Annotated in this window: 14 protein-coding genes; 11 read left to right on the top strand and 3 right to left on the bottom strand. The window is 42.1% G+C overall.

Annotation, left to right across the window (positions count from 1 at the left end; genetic code table 11):
- From ACH784_RS04615 to ACH784_RS04585, 7 genes are all read left to right on the top strand, one after another.
- Positions 1 to 684 carry a YggS family pyridoxal phosphate-dependent enzyme gene (locus ACH784_RS04615; protein WP_404393822.1) on the top strand — a complete coding sequence of 228 codons (684 nt, stop codon included), beginning with the start codon at positions 1 to 3 and terminating at the stop codon, positions 682 to 684.
- 14 nt (positions 685 to 698) lie between these two features.
- Positions 699 to 1,520 carry a pyrroline-5-carboxylate reductase gene (gene proC, locus ACH784_RS04610; RefSeq protein WP_404393821.1) on the top strand — a complete coding sequence of 274 codons (822 nt, stop codon included), beginning with the start codon at positions 699 to 701 and terminating at the stop codon, positions 1,518 to 1,520.
- Between the two features lie 9 nt (positions 1,521 to 1,529).
- Complete coding sequence (locus ACH784_RS04605) at positions 1,530 to 2,063, top strand: YggT family protein (protein ID WP_404393820.1); 534 nt, start codon at positions 1,530 to 1,532, stop codon at positions 2,061 to 2,063.
- 12 nt (positions 2,064 to 2,075) lie between these two features.
- Positions 2,076 to 2,510, top strand: coding sequence for a DUF4426 domain-containing protein (locus ACH784_RS04600; RefSeq protein ID WP_404393819.1), 435 nt, complete (start codon positions 2,076 to 2,078; stop codon positions 2,508 to 2,510).
- Positions 2,511 to 2,517: 7 nt separating this feature from the next.
- Positions 2,518 to 3,105: an XTP/dITP diphosphatase gene (locus ACH784_RS04595; protein WP_404393818.1), complete on the top strand. Its 588-nt coding sequence runs from the start codon at positions 2,518 to 2,520 to the stop codon at positions 3,103 to 3,105.
- A 2-nt stretch (positions 3,106 to 3,107) separates the two neighbouring features.
- Complete coding sequence (gene hemW / locus ACH784_RS04590) at positions 3,108 to 4,244, top strand: radical SAM family heme chaperone HemW (protein WP_404393817.1); 1,137 nt, start codon at positions 3,108 to 3,110, stop codon at positions 4,242 to 4,244.
- Between the two features lie 80 nt (positions 4,245 to 4,324).
- On the top strand, positions 4,325 to 6,151 hold the full coding sequence (locus ACH784_RS04585; protein WP_404393816.1) for a DUF885 domain-containing protein: 1,827 nt from the start codon (positions 4,325 to 4,327) through the stop codon (positions 6,149 to 6,151).
- 151 nt (positions 6,152 to 6,302) lie between these two features.
- Here ACH784_RS04585 and ACH784_RS04580 read toward each other — a convergent pair whose 3' ends face one another.
- Entirely contained in the window at positions 6,303 to 8,126 is a 1,824-nt protein-coding gene (locus ACH784_RS04580; RefSeq protein ID WP_404393815.1) for an ATP-binding protein, read from the bottom strand.
- A 308-nt stretch (positions 8,127 to 8,434) separates the two neighbouring features.
- On the opposite strand from ACH784_RS04580, the gene ACH784_RS04575 reads away from it, so the two are divergent.
- From ACH784_RS04575 to ACH784_RS04560, 4 genes are all read left to right on the top strand, one after another.
- On the top strand, positions 8,435 to 9,184 hold the full coding sequence (locus tag ACH784_RS04575) for an SDR family oxidoreductase (protein WP_404393814.1): 750 nt from the start codon (positions 8,435 to 8,437) through the stop codon (positions 9,182 to 9,184).
- 69 nt (positions 9,185 to 9,253) lie between these two features.
- A complete protein-coding gene (locus ACH784_RS04570; protein ID WP_138567068.1) occupies positions 9,254 to 9,598 on the top strand; it encodes a phasin family protein in 345 nt (114 codons plus the stop codon).
- A gap of 99 nt (positions 9,599 to 9,697) precedes the next feature.
- The gene (gene phaC, locus ACH784_RS04565; RefSeq protein ID WP_404395186.1) at positions 9,698 to 11,464 is read left to right on the top strand and encodes a class I poly(R)-hydroxyalkanoic acid synthase; all 1,767 of its coding nucleotides are present in this window, start codon (positions 9,698 to 9,700) and stop codon (positions 11,462 to 11,464) included.
- A gap of 156 nt (positions 11,465 to 11,620) precedes the next feature.
- The gene (locus ACH784_RS04560; protein ID WP_404393813.1) at positions 11,621 to 12,283 is read left to right on the top strand and encodes a hypothetical protein; all 663 of its coding nucleotides are present in this window, start codon (positions 11,621 to 11,623) and stop codon (positions 12,281 to 12,283) included.
- 99 nt (positions 12,284 to 12,382) lie between these two features.
- On the opposite strand, the gene lpdA is transcribed toward ACH784_RS04560, so the two are convergent.
- Together lpdA and aceF are read right to left on the bottom strand one after the other, a co-directional pair.
- Positions 12,383 to 13,810 carry a dihydrolipoyl dehydrogenase gene (gene lpdA / locus ACH784_RS04555; protein ID WP_138482652.1) on the bottom strand — a complete coding sequence of 476 codons (1,428 nt, stop codon included), beginning with the start codon at positions 13,808 to 13,810 and terminating at the stop codon, positions 12,383 to 12,385.
- Between the two features lie 179 nt (positions 13,811 to 13,989).
- A complete protein-coding gene (gene aceF / locus ACH784_RS04550) occupies positions 13,990 to 15,882 on the bottom strand; it encodes a pyruvate dehydrogenase complex dihydrolipoyllysine-residue acetyltransferase (RefSeq protein ID WP_404393812.1) in 1,893 nt (630 codons plus the stop codon).
- Between the last annotated feature and the right edge of the window lie 4 nt (positions 15,883 to 15,886).

Raw genomic sequence — 15,886 nt, 5'->3', positions numbered from 1 at the left:
ATGGTTACAATAGCAGAACGTCTGAGCTGCGCCTACGATCGCGTGATAAAAGCAGAACAAAACAGTCCATTTTCCGATACAGTGCAATTACTAGCCGTATCTAAAACCAAACCTATCGACCTCATTGAAGCAGCCTATGAAGCAGGACAACGTCTGTTTGGTGAATCTTACGTACAAGAAGCCGTTGATAAAATTCAGCAATTAAAAGATAAAAAAGACATTGAGTGGCACTTTATTGGCCCTATTCAGTCAAATAAATCTCGCCATATTGCTGAGCACTTTAGCTGGGTGCAAAGTGTGGATCGTTTAAAAATCGCAAAGCGCTTAAACTCACAACGTCCAAACAACCTCATGCCATTGAACATCCTGATCCAAGTAAATATCAGCGAAGACGAAAATAAGTCGGGTTGTGAGCTTTCAGAGCTAGATGAATTGGCTGCATTTATTGCTGATGCACGTCAATTAAACCTGCGTGGTTTAATGACCATCACTGAAAAAACTGATGATGAACAGAAACAGTTACAATATTTCCAGCAAATGCGGGCTTGCTTTGATAAACTAAAGCACCAATATCCTCAAGTAGATACCCTTTCTATGGGCATGAGTCAGGACTTAGAGCCTGCTATCATTGCTGGGGCAAACATGGTGCGTATTGGCACCGACATTTTTGGAAAAAGACAATAAGGTAAGCACAAACTATGTCAAATAAAACCATCGCGTTTATCGGAACAGGTAACATGAGCTATGCCATCATTGGTGGTATGGTAAAAAATGGCTTCGATGCGAGCAGCATCATTGCTACCAACCGTAATCCAGAAAAACTAGCAAAAGTTGAAGCTGACTTAGGTGTGAACGCCACATCGGATAACCTTGCGGCAGTTAAGCAAGCCGACATTATCGTACTCTCTGTTAAACCACAGATGATGGCTGAGCTTTGCCAAACATTCCAAGACGCAGGCATAGACATGAGTAGCAAACTATTTATCTCAGTTGCAGCAGGTATTACAGTAAAGCGCTTGCGCGAAATGCTAGGTTTTGATGCAAAACTTGTGCGCTGTATGCCAAATACACCAAGCTTATTAGGTAAAGGCGTCAGTGGCTTATTCAGCGATGCGATTAGCGATGAAGAAAAAAGCATTGTAACCAACATGTTCAGTGCAACAGGTATCGCGCTTTGGTTAGAGCAAGAGTCGCAAATTAACGACATCATTGCTGTAACCGGTTCTTCTCCTGCTTATTTCTTCTTATTTATGCAATCTATTGCTGAAAAAGCCGTAGACCTTGGTTTTAGCCATGAACAAGCGCGATTACTGGTACAACAAACTGCATTAGGCGCCGCTGAAATGGCGTTTGCCAATGATGACATTTCACTCGAACAACTGCGCGCCAATGTGACATCAAAAGGCGGCACAACACACGCGGCTGTTGAATACTTAAAATCACAAAACTTACAAACTACCGTTGCCGACGCTATGGACGCCTGTATCGCTCGCGCTGAAGAAATGGAACAACAGATCTAGGAGGCAGCCATGACTGCTATGCAATTTTTAATTGGTATTGTATTCGACCTATTTTTAATGGTCGTGTTACTGCGTTTTTGGCTGCAACTGGTTCGCGCAGATTTTTATAATCCACTGAGTCAGACCGTTGTTAAAGCCACTTCTTTTGCGATAAACCCTCTTCGTAAAATCATTCCTGGCGTCGGAGGTCTAGACCTCGCCTCATTGGTGCTCGCCTTCTTAGTTGGTTTTGCCAAGGTATCATTACTTATGGTGATGTTTTATGGCGGCTGGGAGCCTGTAGGTGCTGCAATTACAGGGGTTGTTACCGTTTTGAAAGAAGCCTTCACGCTGGTATTTTGGGTATTGATTATAAGAGCAATCATGAGCTGGGTAGCACAGGGTTATAACCCTATTGCAGCGGTATTTGATCAACTGACTGAGCCTATGCTGCGACCAATTCGTAAAGTTATTCCGCCTCTTGGCGGTTTAGACCTATCTATTTTGGTATTAATTATTGGTCTGCAATTCGTTCAATTATTAATCGTGGACTTATTAGGTTAATTAGGAGTATTTATGCGAATTTTGATTACTTTAATCCTAGCTCTAAGCAGTTTTGTTACTTCAGCTGATTCAGTACAAGGCGGACAATATAAAGAGCTCGGCCCATGGCAAGTACACTACATCGCCTTCCCTTCTACTTTTATTCAGCCAAATATCGCTAAAGCCTATGGGCTAGAACGTAGTAACTACAAAGGCATTATTAATATATCTGTACTTGCCAATAAAGAAGGCACACCAGCTCAAAAAGCCAAATTGACTGGTGAAGCAAAAAACCTACTAGGCAGTAAACAAACATTAGAGTTTAAAGAAGTCGTTGATGGTGATGCCATTTATTATCTTGCTCAGGTTGATTTTCGAAACGAAGAAATTTATCGCTTCAAAATCAACATTAACCAAGGTAACAACTTCCAAGTTTTAAACTTTCAACAAAAATTCTACGTGGACTAATTTACTGATGAGTCAACAAATCGTTCTTGCCACAGGCAACCAAGGTAAAGTGAAAGAGCTGGGTGCAATGCTTAATGAGTTAAACATTGAAGTATTACCACAAAGTCAGTTTGATGTACCTGACGTGCCAGAAACGGGCACTACCTTCATCGAAAACGCCATTATCAAAGCACGCCATGCAGCAAGAATAACAGGGCTTCCTGCTATAGCCGATGATTCGGGTCTTGAAGTCGATGCCTTAAACGGCGCGCCAGGCGTGTATTCAGCACGCTTTGCTGGTGACAATGCGAACGACCAAAACAATATCGACAAGTTACTGGCTGAGATGCAAGATAAAGAAGTACGTTCAGCGCGCTTCTGGTGTGTGCTAGTTTATATGCGTCATGCTGATGACCCTACACCACTTGTTTGCCAAGCAAGCTGGGAAGGAACCATCACAGAAGATCAACAAGGTCGTGAAGGCTTTGGTTATGATCCGGTGTTTTATGTAGCAAGCGAAGGATGCACGTCTGCTCAGCTAACCAAGGAGCAAAAAAATGCCCTGAGCCATCGTGGTCAGGCACTTAAGCAACTTGTTGCTAAATTAAAAGGCTAATTGTGCAACTTCCTCCTCTAAGCTTATATGTGCACGTACCTTGGTGCGTGCAAAAATGCCCTTACTGCGACTTTAATAGCCACGGTCAAAAGGGTGAAATTCCTGAACAAGAATATATTCAACACTTACTTCACGACTTGCAGGCTGATCTGCATTTAGTGCAAGGTCGCAAATTACACAGTATTTTTGTCGGCGGTGGCACGCCAAGTTTGTTATCGGGTAAGGCCTATCAATGGTTATTAACCGAAATAGAAAAGCTTATTCCCTTTGAGGACAATATTGAAATTACCCTAGAAGCGAACCCTGGCACGGTAGAGAAAGATAAGTTTAAGCATTATGTTGAAGCGGGTATTAACCGTATTTCGATAGGTGTGCAAAGTTTACAAGCCGACAAGTTAAAATCGCTGGGTCGTATTCACGGTGAAAATGAAGCCATTAACGCCGCCAAAGAGGCACAAGCCGCAGGCTTAAATTCTTTTAATATGGATCTAATGCATGGCTTACCGGGCCAAAGTGTCGAAGATGCGTTAAGTGATTTACGCAAAGTGATTGCGCTTAACCCTCCTCACTTATCTTGGTATCAATTGACCATTGAACCAAACACTCAGTTTGCCTCTAAACCTCCGGTTCTTCCTGAAGATGACACATTATGGGATATCCAAGAGCAAGGGCAAAAATTGCTGGCTGAAGCAGGTTATGAGCACTACGAAATCTCAGGTTATGCAAAGCCTGGTTACCAATGTAAGCACAATTTAAATTATTGGCGCTTTGGTGATTATCTGGGCATAGGCTGTGGTGCCCACGGAAAGATAACTCAACCTGAACATAGCGGCATTTTACGTACCGTAAAAGTGAAGCACCCTCGTGGCTATATGGATCTCAGCAAGCCTTATCTATATGAAAGCTGGCAAGTAGAAAAAGAAGACCGCCCTTTTGAGTTCTTTATGAACCAATTTAGACTACGTGAACCATGCAATAAGCAACAGTTCACAGACTATTCAGGCTTGTCATTGAACGAGATTGAGGCTGCAATTAACACTGCGCTTGAAAAAGAATTAATAGAAGATTTGGGTCATTCATGGTTGGTTACAAATAAAGGCCACCGTTTTTTAAATGACCTGCTAGAATTATTTGTTTAAACGGTTTCGGCTGTTTTTATAAAAATAACAATACGCCAAGGATAATCCATAGCGTACAAAAAACTCAAAGGTAGATAACAATGCGTAAACTCACCATTATTGCTGCAGCAATCAGCGCAGCATTTTTGGCTGGTTGTCAGCAAACTGCTGAAAAACCTGCTCCTGCACCGCAAGTCCAAGTTGTTCAAAGCGAAGTAGAAAAAGCCAATGCGCTATTCGAAGAAGTCTTCATGAATGGCGTAATGCGAAGCCCTGTATATCAAACTTACATGGGTATCAAAAAAGACTACGACAAGTGGGATGACGACAGTGAAGAGCGTGCACTAGAAGACTTAGCAATTGCTAAAAAAGATCTAGTTCGTTTAACTGCAATCGACCGCAGTAAACTAGATGCTAACACGCAGGTTAGTTACGATTTGATGAAGCAACGTTTAGAAGATGGTATTGCTGATTTCAAATGGCGCTACCATAACTACCCGGTAAACCAAATGTTTGGTACGCACTCAATGGTACCTGCATTTTTAATTAACCAGCACCAAATCACGAATGTTGAAGATGCGAAAGCGTATATCTCACGTTTAAATGGCGTCACTAAAGTATTCGATCAACTTATCGACTCTTTAGAGGTCCGTGCGCAAAAAGGCATTATTGCACCTAAGTTTGTATTCCCACATGTAATTGATTCAAGTAAGAATATCATTAAGGGTGCGCCGTTTGAAAAAGGTGAAGACTCTACATTACTTGCTGACTTCAAACGCAAAGTGAACAAACTAGAGATCGCTGATTCAGAAAAAGCAGCCCTTATCAATGAAGCGACAGAAGCGCTTAAAACCGCTATCAAGCCGTCTTACAACAAGCTAATTAACTACCTAGCTAAGCTTGAGAAAAAAGCAGATACCCGTGATGGTGCTTGGAAGTTCCCTGAAGGTGAAGCATTCTTTAACAATGCCCTTGCTCGCACAACAACCACAGATTTAACTGCGAAAGAGATCCACGAAATTGGTCTTGCTGAAGTAGCACGTATTCATGACGAAATGCGTGAAATCAAAGATAAAGTTGGCTTTAAAGGCGACTTAAAAGCGTTCATGGAATTCATGAAAACTGACAAGCAGTTCTACTTACCTAATACTGATGAAGGTAAAGAGAAGTATCTTAAAGATGCAACTGCGATGATCGACAATATGAAATCTCGCCTTGATGAGCTTTTCATTGTTAAGCCAAAAGCAGACATGATTGTTAAACGTGTTGAAGCGTTCCGTGAAAAAGCGGCAGGTAAAGCATTCTACCAGCAGCCTGCGCCAGATGGTTCTCGCCCTGGTATTTACTACGCAAACCTTTATGACATGGAAGCAATGCCTACTTACCAAATGGAAGCACTTGCTTACCACGAAGGTATCCCAGGTCACCACATGCAAATTGCTATCGCGCAAGAGCTTGAAGGTGTGCCTAAGTTCCGTAAATTCGGCGGATACACCGCGTATATCGAAGGTTGGGGTTTATACTCTGAGCTAGTACCAAAAGAAATGGGCCTATATGAAGACCCATATTCAGATTTCGGTCGTCTAGCGATGGAGCTGTGGCGTGCATGTCGTCTAGTGGTAGATACTGGTATTCACGCGATGAAGTGGACTCGCCAAGAAGGTATCGATTACTACGTGAATAATACCCCTAACGCTAAGTCTGACGGCGTTAAAATGGTTGAGCGTCACATCGTAATGCCTTCACAAGCAACCGCTTATAAAGTGGGCATGCTTAAGATCTTAGAGCTACGTGAAGATGCTAAGAAAGAGCTTGGTGACAAGTTTGATATTCGTCAGTTCCATGATGTGGTACTGAAAAATGGCCCAGTGCCGCTTAACGTACTAGAAAAGTTCGTTGACGAGTGGGTTGCGAGTAAAAAAGCTTAACCGCTAAAGTGACATAAAAAGCCATGATGAGAATCATGGCTTTTTTGTTTTTAAACTTGGTTTTATGGATGAATTTACTCATCTATCTAAATAATACCAATCCTCTTAATTAAGTGAGTTATTTTGAGGGGAGGTATGAATCATTTAAGCACTAATCCATTTCCTCTGAGCTCATGTCAGATAATTGTTTTTGTGAAAACTCAGTCTCTGACAATATGATGTGAAGGCAAGCACCACCATGCGCTGGGCTTTGCATTTTCACCTCACCTTTTAACTTCTGCGTCACTAAATTATAAATAATGCTCATGCCTAGACCAGTACCACCACTGTGACGTTTTGAGGTAATAAACGGCTCAAATATAACCGGTAAAATTTCTTTGTCTATGCCCATACCATCGTCTTTAAAATAGATATGCACAAAGTCATTTACAACCATTGCCGACACCACAATATGGAGTTTCTGATTGGCTATTTTGCCATGTTTAATACTGTTATGAATGCACAAGTTAATGATCTGATTGATTGCTGAGGGGTAGCTATTAATAAACAACCCTTCTGAAATATCAAAGGTGATATCATAGTCATCTGCAGTTAATAAAACGTCGTTACTTCGAAAAGCCTGCTCTACTTGATCAAGTAAATTAAAGTAGCTCAGATCATCAAAGTGCTGATTAGAAGAAATAAGTTTAAATTCTTCAATAAGTTGCTCACTGACTTTTAAATTGCTCTCAATAATATCCAGCGTACTTTCTAGATGATTTATCATTTCAGAAATGGAGGTGCTTTCATCCAGTTCATCTCTTAAATTACTTTTTAAGATAGCAATTAACTCTGCCATGTCTCCTTTGCCACTTTTAACCTCACCGAGAGGGGCGTTTAACTCTTGGGCAAAGCGATTGATGACATTACTGAAGCTTGCCACTTCAGCATCTTCTAACAGGCGCTTTTGCGCCGAAGACAAACGCGCTAATAAGCCATCAAGGTATTCTAGTAATTTATCTACATGCGTGCCTATTTGACCTAACTCATCGGTATTATTCAGGTTAGTCCTAAGTTTAAAGTTTTCATGCTCAACAACCCTGTCTAAAACATCATTAATCACATTAATTTTATTTGAGACCCTTGTATGCAATATCATCAGCAACACAAAACAGATTGAGCATATGAGAATAATCACGCCTAACAACAGTACCACTAACGTTTGTTTTGTATCGTGATCTTGCAAAATCACCGTATTACTAAGACCAAGTATTTTTGTCGTCAAACTGTTTTTCAAACGATCTAACTCACCACGCAGCCCAGTTTTATAATTCAGACCGATTTCTGATAACACCGCGATATAAGACAAAAAACCTTGCCGGTATGACTTTAGCAATAATGCTGCTTGGGTATTTTCTGTTTGTAAGCTTTTGTATAAAACGTCGTATATCGCTTCATGATTTTCTAAATAAACATGGTCGTTACGAAGTAAAAAATCTTTCTCAGCTCTGCGTAGCTCCAGTACTTTCAGTTCTAGTCTTGGCTGCTGAGCATTTTGTACAAAGTCTTGTAATTGATGGACGTTGCGCCTAAACGCACCATACACACCATTATCAGCTTCATAGCCGAGTTTTATTTGAAACTGTTCGAAGCGTGTTAAGGTGCGTTTGATATTTGAAATATCGGCTTCAATTGCAGCCAATTGCTGTAATACTTTGGGCTCGTCTAATAGCAATTTAGCAAGCTGTCCATATTCATTCTCAAATTGAAAATAATGCACATCAAAAGCACTTATTAATTCTGGCTTTCGCTCTTGAATATATTCGTTTTGGACCCCTATCAATCTAGCTGCCGCAAGTTTTAAACGGTTCAACTGCAATTCGACTTGCTGGGTATGATCAATATGGGAGTACATAAACCAACTTGCTAAACATATTAAAAATACACACGTACTCGATGCAATTTTAAAAACCAGTAATGATGACTTTACTCGCATAGCTAAACCTTTTTAATGCCTTATCTTTAGTTTAGTAAAGAAAACTAGATTTAGATCAAGTTATAAATTGTGCAAATTTCGAGCATAACGATAGACTATATGTCAAATCGCTCAGAGAGGTTTACGCTTAAATTAAGCCACAAGAGTGAGTTCTTAAAAAGGTCATGGTTTGGTTAAAAAACTGTCACTTTTTTCGCAAATAATGAAGTCACTTAACGATCACTCAAGTGAATTTCACTAGTGTTTGTTGTCACAAACAAACATGACAAATGCAGTTAAATTGTCATAAAAGATGTAGGGAAATCATCATGGATATACAAAAAACTGCCATTGTAACTGGCGCCTTTGGTGGCATTGGTACAGCCATCGTTCAATCTCTTGTAGAGAACCAATTCTTCGTTATCGCCGTTGCGAGCCAACGTCGAACCCAAGCTGACTTTGATCAATGGCTAAATGAAGCAAACATCAACCCAAAACAAGTACAAGCAGCGTTTTTAAATGTCACTGATACTCAAGCTTGTAAACTTGCTCTTGACGACCTCATCGAAGAGCATCAACACATTGATGTGTTAGTCAACAATGCGGGTATCACACGTGATACCACATTTAAAAAGATGTCGATTGAGCAATGGCGCGAAGTGATCGATACCAACTTAAACTCGCTTTTCAACATGACCCAACCTTTGTTTGCGCATATGTGTGCACAAAAACAAGGTCGTATCATCAACATATCCAGCGTAAACGGTCAAAAAGGCCAATTTGGACAAGCAAACTATGCCGCAGCAAAAGCGGGCATGATCGGCTTTTCTAAATCTCTTGCTTATGAAGGTGCGCGTGCGGGTGTCACTGTGAATGTGGTTGCTCCTGGTTATACAGAGACCCCGATGGTTGCAGCAATGAAACCTGAGGTACTAGATAACATTCGCGGACAAGTGCCTATGCAACGTTTAGCGACTCCAGAAGAAGTCGCCAAGGCTGTACGATTTTTAGCATCTGACGATGCGGCTTATATCACAGGTGAAACACTCGCCTTAAACGGCGGTTTATACATGAATTAAGTTAGTTGAGTAAGCAGTTAACGCTCAACCCATTTTTGCACAATCTCAACGACTCAAAAGGAAAACGTTATGTACACTGATTTACTAAACACGCTAACTGAACAAAACCAAAAATTTTTCGGCCCGGCAATCAAGTTCAATCAACTTGTTGCAAAGAATATTGAACAGCTAGCGAGCATTCAAATTGATGCAGTACAAAACATCTCTAACGCTTCTGTATCGCAATTAAAAGCTGCGACTGAAGTACAAGATGTGAAATCTGCAATCGACTTTAACTTAAGCCAAGTGTCAGCTATGACGCAGTTAAGCCAGCAGATGATCGAAGACGGTCAAAAGCTAACTAAACTAGGTCAAGAATTTAAAGACAACCTTGAAGCTTTAACTAAAGAGCAAATGCAAACTGCTCAAGCTTAAGACTTATTTAGGTAGCGGTATTTCTGCTGCTGCCTGCTCTTCTTGCCTCTATGCTGCGACACCCAAGCAGCGTCTAGTTGTGTCATTAGGACAATCATGATGAAGATGGATAACGACGCCTTAAATGCTACGATGCAATCTTGGTGGCAACAAAACCAAGAAATTTTTAACTCCTTTACTCAAAGCCTGAGCCAACAAAGCCCTGTTCAACAAGCTTTAAACGAACAAAACAGCAAAGACTTTAATACCTGGTTGCAAGCGCTAAGCCAGCAGCCTGAGACATTAATAAAGAATCAAACGAACTGGTGGCAGCAGCAATTACAGATAATGCAAAACGCGATGCAAGCCGGTGACGAAAACGTTGCGCCTATCATCAGTGAAGAGCGTGGCGACCGCCGCTTTAAAGACGATCAATGGCAGCAAAACCCATGGTTTAACTACATCAAACAAAGTTACTTATTATTTGGTGAGTCACTGCTGCAGAACATTCGTGATACTCAAGGACTAGACGAAAAACAAAAAGAACGCCTTGAGTTTTTTGCCAGACAAACCATTAACTCGCTTGCGCCCAGTAACTTTATCAGCACTAACCCAGAACTACTGAAACTCACCCTAGAGTCAAAAGGTGAAAACCTAGTAAAGGGCTTTGAGCTGCTTAAAAAAGACTTAGCCAAGAGCCAAGACATGCTGCGTATTAGTATGACTGAAGAGCAAGCTTATAAACTCGGTGAAGACCTAGCCACTACCCCAGGTCGTGTGGTGTATCAAAACCATTTATTTGAATTAATCCAATACAGTGCAACCACAAAGCAAGTACTCGAGACGCCGCTATTAATCATTCCACCTTATGTGAACAAATACTACATCTTAGATTTGCAACAACAAAACTCGATGGTGAAATGGGCTGTCGATCAGGGCCATACCGTATTTATGATGTCGTGGAAAAACCCTGATCCGAGTATGGCACACATCAGCTTTGAAGATTATGTGGTCGATGGCGTGATAGCTGCCCTTGATGCCATCGAAAAACATATAGGCACAAGCTATGTCAATGCTATGGGCTATTGTATTGGCGGTACTTTGCTGACCACAACATTGGCTTATTTCACAGCAAAACGTATGAAACAGCGCATCAAAAGTGCGACCTTATTAACCACATTACTCGATTTTGCGCAACCTGGAGAAATTGGTGTCTTTATTAATGAGCCAACAATCGCAGCGCTTGAGGCTTATAATACTGAAAATGGTGTCATGCATGGTCACTCGCTAGGCACCGCATTCAGTATGCTCAGAGAAAACAGCCTGTACTGGAATTATTATGTGAATAATTACCTCAAAGGCAAAACACCTATGAATATGGACCTGCTCTATTGGAATGGTGACAGCACCAACCTGACTGCAGCATGTCATAATTTTATGCTGCGTAACCTCTATTTAGAAAACAAGCTGGTAGAGCCAAAAGCGATCAGTATTCGTGGTACTAAAATTGATTTGAGCAAGGTAAAAACACCGATTTATATGCTTTCAACTCGAGATGATCATATTGCGCTATGGCAAGCCACATTTAAAGGTGTGCAAAATACCGCAAGCCCTGTGACTTTTGTGCTGGGTGAGAGTGGCCACATTGCTGGTGTAATTAATGCGCCTGAGGCAAATAAATATGGTTATTTCTATGGCCCAGAGGCCAAAGGCGAAGCGCAAGATTGGTTTGATAAAGCGCAGCATCAACCGGGTTCTTGGTGGCCTCACTGGCACCAGTGGCTTAACAATCTAAATGACACAAAAGTAGACGCCAGAGCAACGCATACTGACGAAAAGCCGGGTATCTATGATGCACCTGGAGAGTATGTAAAAGTTACCCTTTAGTAACTCGGCCCTTTAGTTTCAAATAAACTTGAAGGGCCACCTCTTGTAACATTCTACTATTTATAATCTTTTACATTCTTAGTTATGAATTTGTTTCAATTTTAACAACGATTCCATATAATCCCGCGCTCGAAAATCGAAATGGAATTAACGAATATGAAATACACTCTTAGCGCATTAAGCCTAGCGGCTCTTTTCAGCTTCAACGCAACTGCAGAACAATCTGAACAAGCAACTCAATCTCCTTTTAAGTTTTCTGTATTTGCAGGTATCACTGACGGTGGCGATAAGTTGGCATCAATCAGTTATGAAGATGACAAAGGTAAAGACGCCGGTGGCGAAAACATTAAAGCGGGTGACTTTTTAAATATTGGTGCGGGTGTTGAATACACTTTTAATAAAGCATGGTCTGTGCAATCAAATGTTGGCTACTTTTTCGATACTGACTCAGCAGATAATGCCGATATTGAAATCACACGTTATGTGCTTGAAGCTGTGCCTTACTACCATATTAATGAGAAGTTCAAATTCGGTATCGGTCTGACATTACATCTAAATCCTGAGTTTGAATTTGACTACACAAATATTGTAACAAGCAAAACTGAGTACGATAACGCTGCTGCTGCAGTCTTTTCTCTTGGCTACAAAGTTGAGCATATGAATAGCTGGTTCGAACTGCGTTATGTACCAATGGACTACACAATTAAGTCACGGAAAGTAACTCAACTATTAGGTCAGCGTATGAGCCTACCAGTAGAAATCCTAGATAAAGATGTAGATGCATCACACATCGGTATCTCTTGGCACTACCAGTTTTAATGCTCATTAGTGCCAAACCTCAATAATATTCAATCATTTTGAGGGATTAAAAACAAAAAACCCGCCGAAGCGGGTTTTTTAAAGCTTTAAATCAAAGAATTACTTCTTCTTTTTAACTGCTTTCTTGTTTGGTAGGTCAGTGATTGAACCTTCAAAGATTTCAGCAGCTAGACCGATTGACTCGTTCAGCGTTGGGTGAGCGTGGATAGTAAGCGCTAGGTCTTCACCGTCTGCACCCATTTCTACCGCTAGGCCGATCTCACCAAGCATTTCACCTGCATTGATACCAACCATAGCACCACCGATAACGCGACCTGAGTCTTTATCGAAGATAAGCTTAGTTGAACCTTCAGTACGTGCTGAAGCGATTGCACGGCCAGATGCAGCCCACGGGAATACCGCAGTTTCAATGTTAAGGCCTTGCTCTTTTGCTTCTTTCTCAGTTACACCAACCCAAGCGATTTCTGGATCTGTGTATGCAATTGAAGGAATACATTTAGGATCGAAGTAATGCTTCTGACCAGAGATAACTTCAGCAGCAACGTGAGCTTCGTGAACTGCTTTGTGCGCAAGCATTGGTTGACCAACGATATCACCAATCGCGAAGATGTGGTTTACGTTTGTCTTCATTTGCTTGTCAGTATTGATGAAGCCACGCTCGTCAACAGCTACGCCCGCTTTTTCAGCGTCAAGTAGTTTACCGTTAGGTGTACGACCTACAGCTACTAGTACTTTGTCGTAACGTACTGGCTCAGCTGGAGCGTTCTTGCCTTCGAATGATACGTATAGACCATCTTCTTTCGCTTCAACAGCCACTACTTTTGTAGAAAGCATTACGTTGAACTTGTTCTTAACGTATTTTTGGTAAATCTTGATGATGTCTTTATCAGCTGCTGGTACTAGTTGATCAGCAAATTCAACAACGTCGATTTGTGAACCTAGCGCACGGTAAACAGTACCCATCTCAAGACCGATGATACCACCACCTAATACAAGTAGCTTCTCAGGTACGTCTTTAAGCTCAAGGGCACCAGTTGAATCGATTACACGCTCATCTTCTGGGATGAAAGGTAGATTTACAGGCTGAGAACCCGCAGCAATGATTGCATTGTCGAAAGTAACAGTTGTAGTACCGTTTTCACCTTCAACAGCGATAGTGTTAGCACCTGTGAATTTGCCGTAACCGTTAACAACGTTAACTTTACGCATCTTCGCCATGCCGTCTAAGCCACCAGTTAATTGACCGATTACAGACTCTTTCCAAGAACGGATTTTGTCTAGGTCGATTTGTGGAGCACCGAAAGTAACACCGTGAGATGCCATTTCGCTCGCGTCGTCGATTACTTTAGCAACGTGAAGTAATGCTTTTGAAGGGATACAACCTACGTTCAAGCAAACACCACCTAGAGTGTTACGTGATTCGATAAGTGTAACGTCTAAACCTAAATCAGCAGCACGGAAAGCTGCAGAGTAACCACCAGGACCACCGCCTAGTACAACAACTTGAGTTTTGATCTCGTTGCTCATGTTTTAACCTTAATATTTTGCGAACGGGTTATGCCAAATTGGCGTTGCCCTACTCGTTATACTCACTGCCATGTCATCCATTTGTCAGGAGGAACAAGGGGCAGACTAAAAAAGTGTGCGTCGATTGTATCAGAGGATACAAACAAAATCCCACTGAAAATCAGTGGGATTTTTGAGTTTTACATTACCAGCTGACGAATGTCGCTTAGGTAAGCTGCAAGTGTTGCAGTAAAGCGTGCTGCTAACGCACCGTCAATTACACGGTGGTCGTATGAACAGCTTAGCGGCACCATTAGGCGCGGCTCAAACTCTTTACCATTCCACTTAGGCTTCATGTCAGACTTAGACACACCTAAGATAGCAACTTCTGGTGCGTTTACGATTGGTGTAAACGCAGTACCACCGATGCCACCTAGGCTAGAAATCGTGAAACAACCGCCCTGCATATCAGATGCAGTTAGTTTACCTTCACGTGCTTTCTTAGAAATTTCCATCAACTCGCGAGATAACTCAATGATGCCTTTTTTGTTCACATCACGAACAACAGGAACAACTAGACCATTTGGTGTATCTACTGCGATACCAATGTTTACATACTTCTTAAGAATTAAGCTTTCGCCATCTTCAGACAGTGATGAGTTAAACGTTGGGAACTCTTCTAGTGCTTTAGCCGCGGCTTTCATTACGAATACTAGTGGCGTGATCTTCACGCCCATTTTCTTCTTCTCAGCCAGTACATTCTGCTCTTTACGGAATGCTTCTAGCGTGGTGATGTCTGCTTCGTCAAATTGCGTAACATGTGGGATCTGTACCCAGTTACGGTGAAGGTTTGCACCAGAAAGCTTTTGAATACGAGAAAGTTTCTTCTCTTCAACTTCACCAAACTTGCTGAAGTCTACTTTTGGCCAAGGAATTAGATTTAGCTCGCCACCACCAGTGTTACCACCCTTAGATAGCTGACCTGATTCAACTTGCTTCACTAACTCTTTCACGTAGTTTTGTACGTCTTCTTTAAGTACACGGTTCTTGCGACCCGTACCTTTAACGCGCGCTAGGTTTACACCAAACTCACGCGCTAGACGACGAACTACAGGTGATGCATGTGCGTATTGGTCGTTCGCTACAAATTCATCTTTTTGTGCTGAAGCTGCAGGTGCCGCTGCTGGCGCTGGTTTTACCGCAGGTGCAGCTGGAGCCGCTTTTGCAGGTGCAGGCGCAGCTACAGGAGCTGGTGCAGAGCCTTGCGTTTCAAATACAAATACCAATGAACCAGTCGACACTTTACCGCCAACTTCAACCTTCACTTCTTTAACAGTACCTGCAAATGGTGCTGGTACTTCCATAGAAGCCTTGTCGCCTTCTACGTTTAAGATTGATTGGTCAGCTTCAACCACATCGCCTACCGCAACCATGACTTCAGTTACTTCAACTTCGTCACCGCCGATGTCTGGTACGTGAACTTCTTTTAGTTCTGCCGCCGCTGCTGGAGCAGGCGCTGCAGCAGGAGCCGCTTCAACAGCTGCCGGCGCAGATGCACCAGTTTCAAATACGAATACTAGCGAGCCCGTTGATACTTTACCGCCAACTTCAACTTTGATTTCTTTAACTGTACCGCCAAATGGTGCTGGTACTTCCATAGAAGCCTTGTCGCCTTCTACGTTTAAGATTGATTGGTCAGCTTCAACCACGTCGCCTACAGCAACCATGATCTCAGTTACTTCAACCTCGTCACCACCGATGTCTGGTACGTGAACTTCTTTTAATTCAGATGCCGCTGCTGGAGCAGGTGCAGCCGCTGGGGCTGCTGGTGCTTCAGGCTCGGCTGCTGCAGGTGCATCACCCGCAGCATCAAAAATCATAATTAAAGAGCCAGTTGCAACAGTGTCGCCTTCAGCTACTTTAATTTCTTTCACTGTACCCGCTTGCGCAGCTGGCACTTCCATTGAAGCTTTATCACCTTCAACAGTGATAAGAGATTGATCAACTTCAACTGTGTCACCTACGTTAACTAGGATCTCAGTTACTTCAACCTCATCCGCACCAATGTCTGGAACATGAATTTCGATTGCCATTCTA

Source organism: Pseudoalteromonas phenolica (genome assembly GCF_044788725.1).
Lineage (GTDB): Bacteria > Pseudomonadota > Gammaproteobacteria > Enterobacterales > Alteromonadaceae > Pseudoalteromonas > Pseudoalteromonas phenolica_C.
The sequence above is the reverse complement of the archived record's forward strand: the minus strand, read 5'-3'. Positions and strand labels throughout refer to the sequence as shown.